This is a genomic window from Alteromonas sp. ABH4_457, assembly GCF_056160625.1.
Genome location: NZ_JBSWXN010000005.1, coordinates 120,906 through 136,877 on the forward strand (window position 1 = coordinate 120,906; position 15,972 = coordinate 136,877).

Genomic DNA, 15,972 nt, shown 5'->3' on the forward strand with positions numbered 1-15,972 from the left:
AGTAAATTAAATCAGAAGCCAGCTGAAAAGCTGGCTTCTTTTTTTGTGTGAAAAACCGGTTTTAAAAAAATCAATACCCGGAAAGGCGAGCCGTCCTGTAAGAAGGCCTCTGTAGACCATTTAGCTCCTTTTATTAGTGTTATCTAATGAAAAGAACAATAAAATCAGTAGGTAATGAACTGTACAAAAGACGAGGAATGCACTTTTTTATCGTTCAATTTACTGTAGAAGTGAAGATGACTGCCGTTAAAAACATAAACTTATAAAAAAGATTTCACCAGCTCCCGAATATGGAAGGTGAAACACAAACACGGGAACGCGTTATGAAATCACTCTCACTTCAGAAAAAATTTGTGCTCATTGTTGGCGGTGCTATCGCATTGTTACTGATTGTAGCAACGATTTTCCTGCTCAATATTGTCAGCGATAAAACCAGGCAGACCGTTGAGCGGGATCTCCATTTTCTCGTTACCAGTGAAGCGGAATCTGTAAAAGGTTTCTTTGCTACCTACGGAGGTGTCGCTTCTACATTTCTGAACAATCCTTTCTTCACTGACTTTTTTACTCAACACTCGCAGCGTGGCGGTACGTTAAGTGGTGAGGCTGCTGACGATATTTTTGCGTCATTCAGCGCCATCAGCAGTAATGACAAGCACATTAAGTCTGCTTTTTTCGGTACCGCCGGTACCGGAGAGTATTTTTATGAGCAGGGCCGTGTGGGTGAAGAAGATAATTACTTTGCAAATCAGCGCCCGTGGTTTTTGACCGCTGTAGAAAAAGGGGGCATCTATGTCACACCTCCGGCGACAGATTCACAGGATGGAAGCGTTTCGACGGTGGTTCAGGGGCCTGTGTACCGGGATGGTAAGCTTCTGGGAGTGGGTGGCGTGGATATTCTCATCACCACAGTCGCAGATATGCTGTCAGAGATCCAATATGAGAAAGCCGGCGCTGCGTTTCTTGTCGATGACGAACAAAATATTGTGTACTTCCCGGGGAGCAGGGAAGCCCTGCCACTATCATCTCCACTGGCGTCCATTGATAAAAGCCTGAAAGGTGCTGATGGCTTTGCAGCTTTAAGCGTAGATATTGCCCGCCATCCGGAAGGTATGACGCCAGTTTCATACAACAATGAAAATTATTTTGTTGTTTATAAACATGTCACTCTAGCTTCGCCGCAAATGAACTGGACATTGGGATTACTGGTTCCGAAGGCCGTGGTTGAAGCGCCGGTACAAGAGGCGTTACATACTTCACTAATTGTTGCTGTGGTTGTACTGGTTATCGCCGGAGCAGTTACCTGGTTTGCTGGTGCAGTGATCACCCGTCCGATTTTACAACTCAAAGACGCTATGGCTGATATTGCTTCAGGAGATGGTGACTTAACCCGTCGTCTTGAAATTAAGTCGGGCGATGAAGTCGGGCAACTGGCTGAACAATTCAATGTATTTACCGGTAAAATTCATACATTACTACAGGATATTGTTCAGCATACCAGAGCTGTCGCTGAGGCCGCAGACCACTTGCGTGATGTGTCCGGCGCCAGCAGCCGCGAAATCAATCAGGAAAGAACTGAAGTAGACAGTGTGTCGACGGCAGTAACGGAAATGGCGCATACCGTACAGGAAATTTCAGCTAATGCTGCCGAATCCAGCAGAGCCGCAACCGTAGCAGAGCAGCAGGCGACAGACGGCATGTCGCAGGCACAAAACATGTTAACTGAGATCCATGCTCTTGCAGACGCAATCAGTCAGGGCGTTCAGACAGTTAGTGGTTTGAGCCAGGAGTCAGATAATATCGGCGCGGTCGTTGATGTGATCAACAGCATAGCGGAGCAAACAAATTTACTGGCATTGAATGCGGCTATTGAGGCTGCCCGTGCCGGTGAACAGGGAAGAGGTTTTGCGGTCGTTGCTGATGAGGTACGCTCGCTGGCTTCGCGGACTCAGGACTCCACTGATGATATCCGCAAGATGGTAGAAAAGCTCCAGAAGATGGCATCAGAAACCGACACGGCGATGAAGGCTGGTAAAGAGCGCTCATTAAAAGGCGTAGAGAAAACCGAACTGGTGGTGTCTTCCTTGCGGGATATCAGCCACTCGATCAGTACTGTTCAATCGCAGAGTACACAAATTGCCAGAGCGACTGAGCAACAAACCGTGGTGGCAACTGAAATAGATGAGGCGCTGGTTAAAATCATTAATCTGAGTGAAAAGACCAGCGAACATTCAGAGGAGCTGGCTGCCGAGGCTACTCAGCTCAGCGATGTATCTACCGAGCTGAGAGATTTGGCGGGACAGTTTAAGTTGTAACTTTGCGGTCAGGCCGTATCGGGTAAACAGGCCGGCAGGTTTCTGTGCCGGCTTATACCCGCTGGGGAAGTTGCCCGCTGTTCTCCCAGCCTTCCGGCATTTTGCCCTGAAGCACATAGGACCAGGCAATCAATTCTGCAATTACATAATACAGAGATTCCGGGATTTCCTGCCCGAGATCTAATGTTGCCAGCAAGTCAGAAAGGTAGGGATCTTCGTGAATAAGAATGCCAGCATCTTCAGCGGCCCGAATGATTTCACCGGCCAGTTCACCGTACCCTTTTGACACGACTTTAGGTTTTGCTCCGGCTTCGCCACTGTTGTATCTCAAGCCAATCGCTTTACGTGTTTTGTCACTCATACCAGTGTCTCGAACAATTGATAGGGCGTGTCTTTGAGTGACGGTGGTATTTTTCCCCGTTGACAACTGTGCTGTTCAACCTCAAGTCCCAGGCTTTTTAATCGCTTTAACAGCCATGGCATGGTGTCCATAACTTTTATCAACAGTGCATCTGTCGATGTGTATACATTGATATGAATAACGTCCTTATCAATTTTAGTTTTTGCCAGCAGCTCTCCATACTCGCCTGCACTGAGTTTCATGGTCAGATGCCATATTCTCTGTGCGGATGACTTTGCCTGCTCTTCCCGCGCGTCCCGTTCTTCGACACGAATAAACAGTTCGGGAGGTGGCTGCTCATCACCGGCTACAGGCAACACATAATACAAGGTGTCCTGGCCCTGCAACCGGGCTTCTGCACTCTGGAGTTTTTGTTGCTGATGATTAGCGAGCAGTGACTTAACATGATCGAGCAAATGGGTTCTGCTGTCGATTTGCGCCATATCGCCGGCAGTTTTTGATGGCGGACTACCCCCGCCGGCGGAAGCACCACTTCTGACTATTACCGATTCAGCTTTATCCAGCGCTTTTGCAAGGTCGGGCTGATTTCGAACAGCACGGCCTGCAAAACTGATTTGTAATAGTGTGATAAGGGCATTCACGAAACCGGATTGTGATGGCGGATTAAGAATATTCGTTGGCGTTGTGACCAGGGCGGGTGTCTGCAACAGCTGTTTAATCGACTGCGCCGTATCCTGAGACGGAATGCCAGTCTCTGTTTGAACGGTAACGGCATGTTGAATATTGTCAGTTCCAGCGGCAGTTTTTATAACAGGAAGCGAAGCGGCTATCTGAGCGGATAAAGCACTCATTAAATCCTTTGTGCCGGCAGCCGTTCCCGGAGACGCTTTGGTAAGGATAGAAACCAGTTTAGTCAGTGCTTCTGATGTAGAACCTGTTTCTGCGAGAAGTTGCCGTGAAAGCTGACGGATATTTTCACTGACGCGGCTAAGCTGTTCGGGCGGCAGGTTCAGCGGCCCTGCAGAATGGACATCTTTTATATTATTAGATGTCGCGCCTGATATTTGCTGACCGGCTACCGGAGCCGCCAGATCCGGTGGCGGTTGGATATGCAATACCGGCAACCCTTTCCGGCTTGCAATGTCTGCCAGTTTAAGCGGGACCGGCGGAAGAGCCTGCAGAGTATTGCTTGCAGATGTCGCTAAAGCAGGTGGCAAATTGACCATAGCAAGGGGGCGTGTTTGGGTGCCCGTCGCTGATAGTTGCGTTCCGCGCATGCTGACATTCAGGGTTTGTAATGTTTCTCTTCCCATACTGCCTGATGGTCCATCGGGTAAATGCAATGAACGTTGCAGAGCCCCCTGCAATTTCCCCTCAATGCTGAGCCCTTCACTGACCAGCGCTTTTGCCAGAGCCAGTTTTACTACCGGCGCCGATGCCGGTACATTCACACTTTGAGCAGGCTGGGCAGAGCCTTTCCCTTGTGGCGTTAAGGTAATTTGCCATCCTGACTGCCTGTTGTCAGTTGAAGGCGTTATTTTTAACGAAAATTTATCGCCGGCCTCAGTGGCACCGTGTTGGGTTGCCGGTAAATCCAGTTTAATCACTGGTGCGCCGGGTAACTGTAACCTGAGTGTCAGTTGTTTGGGGGACGCCTGCTCAACTATGGCACCCAGAGATAAGGCCGGATTATTTTTGACAAGGCTGAGTTGCTGCGACTGTGCCAGCCCTTCTGCCAGTGCTGTAACCAGTCTTTGTGTGTCAGCCTGTGTCAGCACTGCACTGTGCTTCACAGGCAGAAGTTCAAATAACGTCATCTGACTGACTGATGTTCTGGCCAGGGAAACCTGCGGCTGAGATGTGCTGAGACCGGGATCTTTTACGACAAGTCCCTCCTGAGGGAGGGCGTTCCCGGTTAACTGAATAAGCGGACCGGGTAAACGGGTTATGGCTACTGCAGGCAGCTGCTGCAAGGTGTCTGAACGCAATGCTCCTGCGTCGGCATTAACCGGTGCGGCAGTGGCATTCGCCGAAAACAGTTGAGCAATCTGCAAGTTCATGTCAGATTTATCGGCAACTAATTGAAAAATTCAAGCATTTTGTGCATTTCACTGTTGTCAATGGTCCTTCAGTTTGAACTAAGTCATAAAAAAGTTTAATACGCCAATGGGCGTGATGTGTTCCGTTTTGCCTATGCTAGAATGCCAGACCGGAATATACAAAGATATGTTAAAGAGGATAGCGGTTTGTCGGGACTGGTTGCCAGCAAACTAACGTGCATTAAACGGGACAGAGTACTGTTCGAAGATCTGTCTTTTCAGCTCCTGCCAGGGCAGCTGATTTATTTGCGTGGGCCTAACGGTGCCGGGAAAACCAGTTTGTTGCGTATCCTCAGTGGATTAAGTCAGCCTCAAAGCGGCTCCCTTCTCTGGCAGGGGAAACCATTGGGCGAAGACTGGTTCACCAGCCTCATCTATATAGGACACAAAGCCGGCATAAACGGCATCTTGTCGCCTTTCGAAAACCTTCAATTCTGGTGTGCGCAGCATAAAGTCAGCTTTAACGAAGACAATCTTTATGACGTGCTGGCTCTGGTGGGGCTGGTGGGTATGGAAGATGTACCCTGCCGCACACTGTCTGCAGGGCAACTTCGCCGTGCCGCTTTGGCAAGATTATGGTTGAAGCAGGCAGACGTGTGGATCCTCGATGAGCCTTTTACCGCACTGGATACCCGTGGCGTTGCCCAACTGGAAGATAAAATGTGTGAACATGTAAGCACTGGCGGTGCTGTGTTGACTACCTCACACCAGACACTGAGCCATCGTGCGGGCGGGTATCAGACATTTGATTTGGAGTACCGGTTTTGAGCGGCCTGTATCAGGGGGTTTTTAAACGGGACCTGGCACTGGCATTTCGTCAGAAGGCCGAGCTGGTACAGCCGCTTATGTTCTTATTAATGGTAGTGACATTGTTTCCGCTGGGAATAGGACCCGGCCCTGAAACCCTGCAACGGATAGGACCGGGCGTTATCTGGATAGCCGCAATATTGTCCTCATTGCTCGGGATGGAGCGGTTATTCCGGGACGATTTCGCAGATGGTTCACTGGAACAGTTACAATTATCCGGACAGCCCTACTATGCCGTCGCCGCCCTAAAGGTACTTTGCCACTGGCTGGTGACTTTCATTCCGCTTTTGCTGTTGTCACCTCTGCTTGCGCTGTTTCTCAATCTCACTGTTGACATGTACATAGCGCTGGTACTCACCCTGGTGTTAGGAACACCGCTTTTGTCACTGGTGGGTGCAATCGGCATGGGATTAACAGTAGGGCTTCAGCGTGGTGGCGTACTCCTGGCGCTGCTTTTGATCCCGGTTTTCATTCCATTATTGATATTTGCTACCTCGGCAGTGGATGCAGCTGCGCTACAATTACCCTACAGGGCGCAAATTGCTATTATTGGCGCGATGTTGTTGCTGGCAATGGCATTAGCTCCGGCTGCCATTGCCTACTCTTTAAAAGTGAGTCAGAACTGATGTGGAAGTGGTTACATCCCTACGCAAAGCCTGAGCGGGCTTACCAGCTTTGTAATACGCTGCTCCCCTGGTTTTCAGTGGCTGCAGTAATCAGCTTGTTGTGCGGTACAGTATGGGGGCTTTTATTTGCGCCTCAGGATTATCAGCAAGGTGACTCCTTCAGGATTATCTACATCCATGTGCCATCTGCCATGTTGTCAATGAGTACCTATGTCGCCATGGCCGTAGCTGCACTGGTGGGAATGGTCTGGCAATGGCGGACCGCGTACATGGCCATGATTGCCATGGCGCCTGTGGGTGCTGCAATGACATTCATTGCTTTGCTTACCGGTGCGGCATGGGGGAAACCTATGTGGGGCGCATGGTGGGTGTGGGATGCACGGCTCACGTCAGAACTTATTCTGCTGTTTTTGTATTTTGGCGTCATTGCCTTGTATACCGCGTTTGAAGATAAGCAGCAGGCGGGTAAAGCGGCGGGTGTTATGGCGCTGGTGGGGGTTGTGAACATCCCGGTGATCCACTATTCAGTAGAATGGTGGAATACATTGCATCAGGGTTCCACCATCACCAAATTCGACAAGCCGTCTATTGCACCGGAAATGTTGTGGCCACTGCTGATTAATCTTGCAGGCTTTGCGCTGTTTATCGCCGCTGTTACGACCATGCGTATGAAAACTGAAATTCTGCGGCGGGAAATGCACCGGCCCTGGGTGCGGGATATCACCGGTTTGCGGGAGACATCTGATGCAATTTAACAGTTGGGCAGAATTTTGGGCTATGGGTGGTTACGGATTTTACGTCTGGCTGTCCTTTGGCATTGCCGCGCTGGTGATGACCGGCATTATTTGTCAAAGCTGGCTGGCGCATAAGCAACTCATCCGCCACATTGCTGCTGAGCAAAAACGTAAAGGGCGCATCCGTAAGGCTGCGCAAGCCGCTCAGGCCTTTTCCCCTAATTCTGACAGGAGCGTTTAGTATGAATCCGCGCAGAAAACAAAGGTTATTAGTTGTTACTCTGGTTGGCGCGCTGGTTACCGGTGCTGTGGGCCTGATGCTGTTCGCATTGACCGACAGCATCGATTTGTTTTACACGCCATCTCAAATCGTCGATGGCCGTGAAGGCGTGAAGCCACAGGTTGGCCAGCGACTGAAAATAGGCGGAATGGTTGTGCCCGGCACTGTCAACCGTGACAAAGAAAGTCTCGCGGTATCCTTCGACCTTGTCGATACAGGGCCCGCAGTAACGGTGCATTTCAAAGGCATTCTGCCGGACCTTTTCCGCGAAGGGCAGGGAATTGTGGCTACCGGTACACTGGTGGCAGACCGTGTCATTGAAGCGCAGGAAGTGCTGGCAAAACACGACGAAGATTATATGCCGCCGGAACTGGCTGAACAGATGAAAGGCATTAAACACGTGAAGCCGGCAAATACCGGAGCCGGACAATGATCCCTGAACTGGGTAATATTTCACTGACACTGGCACTGGTATGCGCGATTTTACTGGCTGTGTATCCGCTGTGGGGCGCACAGACAAAGCATACTTTTTTGATGGACACCGCCAAGCCGCTGGCCTCAGGCATGTTCCTGTTTACATTGCTGGCGTTTGTTGCGCTGGTGTGGGCCTTCGTCACCGATGATTTCAGTGTCGCTTACGTAGCGCAACATTCTAACAGCAGACTGCCGGACTATTACAAAGTGACAGCCGTGTGGGGCGGACATGAAGGTTCGTTCCTGCTGTGGGTACTGATGTTATCTGTCTGGACCATGGCTGTAGCAATATTTAGCAAAGGCATTCCGGATGAAATGGTATCCCGTGTTTTGTCGGTGTTGGGCGCTGTGGGGATCGGTTTCTACCTGTTTATGCTGCTCACTTCAAACCCTTTTGACAGCATGTTGCCTTTCTTTCCCGTGGACGGGCGGGACTTAAATCCTCTTTTGCAGGATTTCGGCATGATTATTCATCCCCCCATGCTGTATATGGGATACGTGGGTTTCTCTGTTTCCTTTGCCTTTGCCATTTCGGCACTGATTTCCGGTCAGCTGGATTCAACCTGGGCACGTTGGTCACGCCCCTGGGTGATTGCTGCATGGTCGTTCCTCACCGTGGGGATCGCGCTGGGAAGCTGGTGGGCCTATTATGAGCTCGGCTGGGGCGGATGGTGGTTCTGGGATCCTGTTGAGAATGCGTCCTTCATGCCATGGCTGGTTGGTACGGCGCTGATGCATTCTCTGGCTGTGACAGAAAAGCGTAAGGTGTTTAAGTCCTGGACCGTTCTGTTAGCCATCGCAGCGTTTTCATTAAGCCTGCTAGGCACTTTCCTGGTGCGCTCCGGCGTCATTGTATCTGTACACTCCTTTGCCAGTGACCCGTCAAGAGGACTTTTTATACTCGGTATTCTGGTAGTGCTGTCCGGAACCGGTTTATTGCTATATGCGCTGAGAGCATCACAGCTGAAATCACCAGGCCGTTATGGCCTGTTTTCCCGTGAAGTCCTGCTGATGGGGAACAATGTATTTTTGTGTGCAGCAACACTGGTGGTGCTTCTGGGCACGCTGCTACCTCTGGTTCATAAAGAACTGGGCCTGGGTTCTATATCCATCGGTGCGCCGTTCTTTAATCAGATGTTTACAGTGCTGATAGTACCTTTCGTGTTCTTTCTTGGCCTCGGCCCGCTGACAAGATGGAAGCACCAGGCGCCGGGTGCATTGCAAAAGCAAATTTCCATTGCCGCCGGGCTGAGTATCAGCGCCGGGTTACTGATTAATTTTACCTACGACTCTCCCACCTATATGGCTGCTCTCGGCCTGGTACTGGCTGCGTGGATCCTGGTGACCTCGGTGCTGGAAGTCATGCAGCGCACTGATGCAATGCCGCAGGACAGCTTGTGGCGGAAATTACGAAAGCTCACACCCAGCCACTGGGGCATGGTTCTTGGGCACCTTGGTTTTGCTGTGACGATCATTGGTATCACGCTTGTGTCAAATTACGCGCTGGAGCGTGATATCCGTATGGCGCCCGGAGAGACCGCAGAACTCGGCGGTTACACGTTCAAATTCAGTGAAGTGAAACCGTTTCAGGGCCCTAATTATACCGCTGATATCGGCGTTTTTGATGTGTATGTTGATGGTGAAAAACTTGTCCACCTGGAACCGGAAAAACGCATGTATACCGTGCAGAGAATGCCGATGACGGAAGCGGGCATTCACTCCACCGTCTTCCGTGACCTTTTCATTGCTATGGGCGAGCCTCTTGATGACGGAGCCTGGGCGGTGAGGGTGTACATTAAACCCTTTGTCACATGGATCTGGGCCGGAGCAGTTATTATGGCGCTGGGTGGGATCTGCTCTGTTTCAGACCGCCGCTACCGGATGGCAAGGCTGGCAAAAGTGAAAAAAGTCTTTCGTGCTTCAACGTCCGCTATGGCAGGAGAGCAGGGATGAAAAAAACAGGTTTATTTGTTATTCCGCTGGTGATTTTTCTGGCACTGGTGGTGTTTCTTTTTCAGGGATTGTTTTCCGATCCCAGAGCACTGGACTCACAAGTGCAGGATAAGGTGGTGCCGGACTTCTCGTTGCCCGATCTGATGCAGCCTGATGTTGTTTACACTCCCGACGTTTTTAAAGGCAAGGTCACGATTCTGAACGTGTGGGGCGTATGGTGTGTTACCTGTGCCGTTGAAATGCCTTATCTCACGGAACTACGTAATGAGCAGCAGGTTAACTTTGTCGGTTTGTATTTTGATCAGGACCTGGATCCTGACTTTGGCACGAAAACACTGAGCCGTGTGCAGCAGGAAGTCACATCAATGCTAAGCCGCTACGGCAACCCGTATCAGTATAATATCTTTGATGTTTACCGTGACACCTCGCTGGATTTAGGTGTGACCGGCGCTCCGGAGCACTTCCTGATAGACAGCCGCGGTATTGTCAGAATGCATCACATCGGTGATATCAATCCCAGAGTCTGGGAAACCAAAGTCGGGCCCTTGTACCGTAAGCTCCAGGCTGAGCAGGAATCGGAGCAAGCCGGAGGAGCCCGATGAATACTGTACGGATAGTTCTGCTAATACTGGTTTCAGTTCTGTCTGATACCGCGATAGCGGTGGAAGATAACTATGCTTTTGACGATCCGGCCCGGCGGGCACTTTTTCTCAAGCTGACCGGAGAGCTTCGTTGTCCCATGTGTCAGAACCAGAACATTGCCGATTCTGACGCCATGATTGCCCATGATATGCGCCGGAAAGTGTATTCACTGATGCAGCAGGGCAAGTCGGAAGATGAAATCATCGGCTACATGAAAGAACGCTACGGTGACTTTGTTTACTATAAGCCGCCGGTGAACATTGCCACATTCTGGTTATGGGCTCTACCCGTGCTGTTTATTGCAGTGGTGCTATTCTTCGTCACCCGTAAGTCAGGGCAGAGTATGCCGGTGGACACGGAAGAGAAATTAAAGCGCGCAGAAGCTATGTTAAAGCAGGATAAAGAATGAGCTGGACTGAATTCGGGCTGATTACCTCAGGACTTATCACACTGGTTCTGTTGCTCATTGCCTTCCCCTGGTTACGTCGTCGTGAAGTACGTCAGCGGGATGTATTGTCGAATATTGAAATTGTCCGTCAGCGGCTGACTGAACTGGAAAGAGAGGTCTCTGAAGGTCTCATTTCCGAAGCTGACAGGCAAAAAGCCAGTGATGAACTGAAGCTGGCTATGGTGGATGAGGCCGGTTCTGAAGCGACGGTGAAGAAACAGTCTGCATTTCTGCCTTTGCTGACCGGTGCAGTGTTGGCCATAGCAACGGGCACCATTGTTTACGGGTCGGTCAACCATCTGCAACAGGTCAAACAGGCTGAGGCAGCGATTGAGTCATTACCGGAATTGAGTGACAAGCTGGCATCCGGTGATGCCGGTAACTTCACCGCGCAGGATATTGCCAGCCTGACCTATGCTATCCGTCAGCGGCTACGCAGCGAACCCGAAGATGCTACCGGATGGATGTTTCTGGGCCGGTTGTGGATGTCTGTGGGGGAAGATGAACAGGCCTTACAATCCATTCAGCGGGCTATGTCACTCAAACCCGGTGACATGACTATCAGGATTACCTATGCACAGGCATTGATGGTATCTGATGACGCCGGAAAGCTGGCCGCTGCCCGGCGGGTTTTGCAGAGTCTGACAGAAGAAAACCCTGAGAATGACAACTTGTCTTTGATGATGGCTGTGGTATCGGCAAGGCTGGGTGATCTGGCCGGCACCGAACGGTACTTCGCGCTTATCCGCAATAAACTGCCGCCGCAACATGAAACCCGCCTGGCGCTGGAAGAACGTATTGCCGGTCTTAAAAAACAGCAACAAGCTGTGCCTGTTGCAGCAGAGCAAATGACTGCTAAAACCGGGTTTGATATTACGGTAACTATTGCTGATGAAATAAAAGATAAACTCCCTGACGATGGTTATCTGATTGTTTATGCGCAGGATGCACAGAGTGAAAACCGTATGCCGGCGGCAGTAGTTAAAATGCAGTTACAAAATTTTCCTGTATCTTTGTCTCTAAGTACGGATAATGCCATGGTGCCAACGTTCACTTTGGCATCTCTGCAGCAGGTTAAGCTTACCGCAAGAATATCGACCGGTGATGATGTTATGCCCGCTGCCGGAGACCTCAGTGGAGTACTTACGGTACCGGTGTCACCGGGCGAAGTGCTCCCGCTCCCGATACAAATCAACAAGGAATTGCAGTGATCAATACGTCTAAATCACTCTTCGCCTGCATTTTGCTGGGCATAACGTTAATGTCAGGTTGCGCCAGTCAGCGTGCGGTGGATGAGCAGGCACAGGCCACCAATGAGTTACCGGAAGGTGACCCGAGGGATCCGCTGGAGCCACTGAACCGTGTGGCCTGGAATTTCAACTGGGAAGTACTTGATCAATACATATTGCGCCCGGTAACAATTGGTTATGTGACGGTCATGCCGCAATTTGCCCGCACCGGACTTGTGAATGCCACCAATAACCTGGATGAGCCCGGCAATATGTTCAATAACTTTTTCCAGGGAAAAATTGATGAAGGGCTGGATAGCCTGGCCAGATTTATTATCAACTCTACCGTAGGATTGTTCGGTGCGTTTGATGTGGCCGACGCGATGGGTATCAAACGTCAGCGTGAGAATTTTGGAGAAGTACTCGGCTACTGGGGCGTGGAAACAGGTCCTTACCTTATGTTTCCTGCACTGGGGCCAAGCGACCCGCGCTCACTGGCCGGTGATGTAGCGGATAACGTGTATTATCCGATGACTGTGCTTACCGGTAGCATGAATGTGGCCCGTTTCGCTGTCTCTATTCTGGAAGGCCGAGCAGGGCTGATCGATCAGGAGCCGCAGCTTGAGCAGGCGATTGATGACTATGCCTTCATTAAAAACGCCTATTTCCAGAATCTGGAATTTCGTGTGACTGACGGAAAAAGTGGCGAAAAGGTGATTAAGCAGGAAGAGTTGGACGATTTCGAAGAATTTGAATCTATGCTTGATGATCTCGATTTGCCAGAAGAGCAGAACTAACCGTCATTCAGATTGCTGCTGTAATGAAAAGTATGCGGAGAAAGTTTCTCCGCACTTCGGTTACTTATTCCGGCACACATTTCAGTGTGCCGGCGGCTCATAATCAGTCCTGGTAACCTTTCGGGTTATTTGACTGCCAGTGCCACACATCTTTACACATGTCCTGCAGGTTCTTTTCAGCATGCCAGTTTAGCTCTTTTGCCGCCAGTGTGGGGTCGGCATAACAGGCGGCAACATCACCGCTGCGTCTGGGAGCTATCCGGTAGTTAACGGTTTGCCCGGAAGCCTCTTCAAATGCTTTAATCATCTCCAGCACGGAATAGCCTTGTCCGGTTCCCAGATTGTATACATCCAGTCCCATGTTAAGTGCCAGGCGGTCAAGTGCTTTCAGGTGTCCATTGGCAAGATCTTCAACATGAATGTAGTCTCTTACGCCTGTACCATCTTCTGTATCGTAATCATCACCGAATACACTCAGTTGTTCCAGTTTACCTGTAGCTACCTGAGAGATATATGGCATCAGGTTGTTCGGAATACCATTAGGATCCTCACCAATCAGGCCTGACTTATGTGCACCCACCGGATTGAAGTAACGCAACAACACGATATTCCATTGCTCATCTGACTTGTACAAATCTGTCAGCATGTGTTCCACCATGAGTTTCGACATGCCGTAAGGGTTAGTCGGATGGCCTGTTGCCATTTTCTCATGCAATGGTAACGACACAGGATCGCCGTAAACAGTGGCTGAAGAAGAAAAAACCAGATTCATGACATTGTGCTTTCGCATTGCCTTACACAGGCTCAGCGTGCCATACATGTTGTTTTCATAGTATTCCAGAGGCTTCTGTACAGATTCACCAACCGCCTTCAGACCGGCAAAGTGGATCACTGCATTGACCTGATGCTGGCTGAAAATGGTATTCAGTACATTGTCATCGCGGATGTCACCCTGTACGAATGTCACTTGTTTGCCAGTGATTTTTTCAACACGACGAAGGGATTCGGCACTGGAGTTAACCAGGTTGTCGAGTACGACAACATGATAATCCTGTTCCAGCAGCTGTAGCACTGTATGGCTGCCGATATATCCTGCACCGCCTGTTACCAGGATGGTTTTCATTGTCTCTCCTTAGATAATATTTGTGGCACATACTTGGCGCACAGTGAATATTGAATAGGTTTCACGACTAACGGATACAACAAAAATACCAGCAATGCCCACAGCAATGAGTGCCAGTTCGTCGTTGTCCGTATAATCAATGCAAACACCGGTACGATAACCAGTAGTTTTAAAATATTGAGCAGAGTTTTTTCGGGGACAGTGAGACATTTTGCGGCACTGTCCATCACAGTCATACGCTGAGCAAGGGGAAGAGCGGACAGGCCCGGAATTTGTCTGGTAGAAAAATAAATTGCCATTACTGCTTGATGATCCTGAAAAGAAAAAACCGCTGAACCAGGAATAACGTTACAGCGGTTTATAATAGATTAATCGGTAGCGGGATCAACCCGCCTTTGGTGGAAGGTGTTTAATCTTCCTGTGGCAGCTTCTCCCAGCTACGGGTTTTCAGCGAGAATACCAGAACCAGTACACCGATGACGCCGGCAAACATGGCGATATTGCTGAACAGTGCCGACACATTATCTGACTCTGTACCAAACGCACCGGCCATTACACCAGCAATCACACTACCGATAGAGTAAGTCAGTACGAACAGACCCATCAGCTGTCCTGAGAAGCGGCGGGGGGATAATTTACTTACCGCACTTAATGCTACGGGGCTTAAACACAGTTCACCCACAGTGTGCAGGAAGTAGGTAGCAACTAACCAGTAAGGCGCCACTTTCTGATCGCCCGCTGCATACATGGCTGCAAAAAACATTACGATGAAACCGCTGCCCATGATAAGGGTACCCAGGGCACACTTGATACCGTAGGAAGGATCCATCATTCGTTTACCTAACTGGATCCACAGGGCGGCAAAGAAAGGTGACAGTACAATAATGAACAACGAATTGAGTGACTGGAACCAGGCAAAAGGAATTTCAAAGTCGCCCCACATGCGGTCAGTATCTTCGTTAGCAAACACGTTCAGTGAAGAACCTGCCTGTTCGAAGCCGGCAAAGAAGCAGGAAGAGGCTACGCAGATTAAGAACAATGCAAGCATCCGCTTCTTTTCATTTTCACTTAAATCGCCGAAGAAATAGATGAAACCAAAATACAGCAGGAAAATAGCAGTAAACAGATAGGCTACCGATTCTGCGACTTCTGCAACATCAATGACCAGATAACCCATGCTCATGGCATAAGTGACGATGGACAGTGTGACGAGGAATAAAATAATGCCGGTCCAGCTTTTCTTCACACCGGCTGGTGTCATGTTCACTGTAGGACTCGCTGATTCTGAAGGCAGTTTATGCTGAGTCATTTTGTATTGAACAAGACCAATACCCATGCCCACTGCAGCAGCACCAAATGCCCAGTGATAACCCTGGTTAACGGCTAACCAGCCACACACCAGGTTACCGATAATTGACCCGATATTGATACCCATGTAATACAGGGTGTAACCACTGTCGCGGCGGGCATCATGTTCAGAATAAAGCTGACCGACCATTGCACTAATGTTGGGTTTCAATAAACCTGTGCCAAGCACAACCAGGATCAAACCGATGAAGAAGGTAGAGGTGGTAGGGATGGCCAGCACAATATGGCCGCACATAATAATAATACCGCCGTACCACACTGCATTCTGGCCACCAAACAGACGGTCTGCCAGCCAGCCGCCGGAAAGGCCCATGAAATAAACAGCACCGGTATACAAGCCATAAATGGCATAGGCGGTTTCTTTGTCGAACCCTAAACCTTCCTGCTGGATGGTGAGAGTCATGAAAATAACAAGCAGGGCGCGCATACCGTAGTAACTCATGCGCTCCCACATTTCAGTGAAGAACAGTGTCTGCAGGCCCCCCGGATGGCCAAAGAAACTGGAATCGTTAGATGTTTTTATTGTCACAATGTCGTTCCGTTTTGTAATGATTGTTATTGGTTTTGTAATTCATTGCCTGAGATAACGGCGGTTCTGTTTCCTTGCGGACTCAGTCAGGTGAATTAATGCCTGACTCCACTATACACAAGAGAATTACAGGGTAAAACGCTTAGTCTTTAAAAGGACTACCCTGTAAGGCAGGTGTAGCCCTTTTAGC

At 49.7% G+C, this 15,972-nt stretch carries 16 protein-coding genes; 11 read left to right on the forward strand and 5 right to left on the reverse strand.

Annotated elements, in window-relative coordinates:
- The first annotated feature begins 323 nt into the window (after window positions 1-323).
- Window positions 324-2,312 carry a methyl-accepting chemotaxis protein gene (locus ACXAGR_RS13280; RefSeq protein ID WP_474850953.1) on the forward strand — a complete coding sequence of 663 codons (1,989 nt, stop codon included), beginning with the start codon at window positions 324-326 and terminating at the stop codon, window positions 2,310-2,312.
- A gap of 52 nt (window positions 2,313-2,364) precedes the next feature.
- Here the strand turns inward: ACXAGR_RS13280 and ACXAGR_RS13285 are convergent, their stop codons facing one another.
- Both ACXAGR_RS13285 and ACXAGR_RS13290 read right to left on the reverse strand, forming a co-directional pair.
- Window positions 2,365-2,673, reverse strand: a complete 309-nt coding sequence (locus tag ACXAGR_RS13285; RefSeq protein WP_474844574.1) for an EscU/YscU/HrcU family type III secretion system export apparatus switch protein — start codon at window positions 2,671-2,673, stop codon at window positions 2,365-2,367.
- Window positions 2,670-4,733: a flagellar hook-length control protein FliK gene (locus ACXAGR_RS13290; protein WP_474850955.1), complete on the reverse strand. Its 2,064-nt coding sequence runs from the start codon at window positions 4,731-4,733 to the stop codon at window positions 2,670-2,672. Before ACXAGR_RS13290 ends, ACXAGR_RS13285 begins: the two co-directional genes overlap by 4 nt.
- Window positions 4,734-4,874: 141 nt before the next feature.
- Here ACXAGR_RS13290 and ccmA point away from each other — a divergent pair, with 141 nt between their 5' ends.
- Genes ccmA through ACXAGR_RS13340 form a run of 10 tightly spaced genes read left to right on the forward strand, consistent with a single transcriptional unit; the run spans window position 4,875 to window position 12,762 of the window.
- A complete protein-coding gene (gene ccmA, locus ACXAGR_RS13295) occupies window positions 4,875-5,540 on the forward strand; it encodes a cytochrome c biogenesis heme-transporting ATPase CcmA (RefSeq protein ID WP_474851167.1) in 666 nt (221 codons plus the stop codon).
- Window positions 5,537-6,205, forward strand: a complete 669-nt coding sequence (gene ccmB, locus ACXAGR_RS13300; RefSeq protein ID WP_474850957.1) for a heme exporter protein CcmB — start codon at window positions 5,537-5,539, stop codon at window positions 6,203-6,205. Before ccmA ends, ccmB begins: the two co-directional genes overlap by 4 nt.
- A complete protein-coding gene (locus ACXAGR_RS13305) occupies window positions 6,205-6,960 on the forward strand; it encodes a heme ABC transporter permease (RefSeq protein WP_474850959.1) in 756 nt (251 codons plus the stop codon). The genes ccmB and ACXAGR_RS13305 overlap by 1 nt, the downstream gene beginning before the upstream one ends.
- The gene (ccmD, locus tag ACXAGR_RS13310) at window positions 6,950-7,180 is read left to right on the forward strand and encodes a heme exporter protein CcmD (protein WP_474850961.1); all 231 of its coding nucleotides are present in this window, start codon (window positions 6,950-6,952) and stop codon (window positions 7,178-7,180) included. The genes ACXAGR_RS13305 and ccmD overlap by 11 nt, the downstream gene beginning before the upstream one ends.
- 1 nt (window position 7,181) lies before the next feature.
- Window positions 7,182-7,652, forward strand: coding sequence for a cytochrome c maturation protein CcmE (gene ccmE, locus ACXAGR_RS13315; protein ID WP_474850963.1), 471 nt, complete (start codon window positions 7,182-7,184; stop codon window positions 7,650-7,652).
- Window positions 7,649-9,646 (forward strand): heme lyase CcmF/NrfE family subunit, encoded by a 1,998-nt coding sequence (locus ACXAGR_RS13320; RefSeq protein ID WP_474850965.1) that lies wholly within the window; start codon window positions 7,649-7,651, stop codon window positions 9,644-9,646. Before ccmE ends, ACXAGR_RS13320 begins: the two co-directional genes overlap by 4 nt.
- On the forward strand, window positions 9,643-10,248 hold the full coding sequence (locus ACXAGR_RS13325; RefSeq protein WP_474850967.1) for a redoxin family protein: 606 nt from the start codon (window positions 9,643-9,645) through the stop codon (window positions 10,246-10,248). Before ACXAGR_RS13320 ends, ACXAGR_RS13325 begins: the two co-directional genes overlap by 4 nt.
- Window positions 10,245-10,697 carry a cytochrome c-type biogenesis protein gene (locus ACXAGR_RS13330; protein ID WP_474850969.1) on the forward strand — a complete coding sequence of 151 codons (453 nt, stop codon included), beginning with the start codon at window positions 10,245-10,247 and terminating at the stop codon, window positions 10,695-10,697. The genes ACXAGR_RS13325 and ACXAGR_RS13330 overlap by 4 nt, the downstream gene beginning before the upstream one ends.
- Window positions 10,694-11,947: a c-type cytochrome biogenesis protein CcmI gene (gene ccmI, locus ACXAGR_RS13335; protein ID WP_474850971.1), complete on the forward strand. Its 1,254-nt coding sequence runs from the start codon at window positions 10,694-10,696 to the stop codon at window positions 11,945-11,947. Before ACXAGR_RS13330 ends, ccmI begins: the two co-directional genes overlap by 4 nt.
- On the forward strand, window positions 11,944-12,762 hold the full coding sequence (locus ACXAGR_RS13340; RefSeq protein ID WP_474850973.1) for an MlaA family lipoprotein: 819 nt from the start codon (window positions 11,944-11,946) through the stop codon (window positions 12,760-12,762). The genes ccmI and ACXAGR_RS13340 overlap by 4 nt, the downstream gene beginning before the upstream one ends.
- Before the next feature lie 103 nt (window positions 12,763-12,865).
- On the opposite strand, the gene galE is transcribed toward ACXAGR_RS13340, so the two are convergent.
- The 3 genes from galE to ACXAGR_RS13355 form a co-directional block, all read right to left on the reverse strand.
- Entirely contained in the window at window positions 12,866-13,885 is a 1,020-nt protein-coding gene (gene galE, locus ACXAGR_RS13345; protein WP_474850975.1) for a UDP-glucose 4-epimerase GalE, read from the reverse strand.
- The gene (locus tag ACXAGR_RS13350; protein ID WP_303574457.1) at window positions 13,882-14,184 is read right to left on the reverse strand and encodes a DUF6170 family protein; all 303 of its coding nucleotides are present in this window, start codon (window positions 14,182-14,184) and stop codon (window positions 13,882-13,884) included. Before ACXAGR_RS13350 ends, galE begins: the two co-directional genes overlap by 4 nt.
- A gap of 110 nt (window positions 14,185-14,294) precedes the next feature.
- Window positions 14,295-15,776: a peptide MFS transporter gene (locus tag ACXAGR_RS13355; protein ID WP_474844842.1), complete on the reverse strand. Its 1,482-nt coding sequence runs from the start codon at window positions 15,774-15,776 to the stop codon at window positions 14,295-14,297.
- Between the last annotated feature and the right edge of the window lie 196 nt (window positions 15,777-15,972).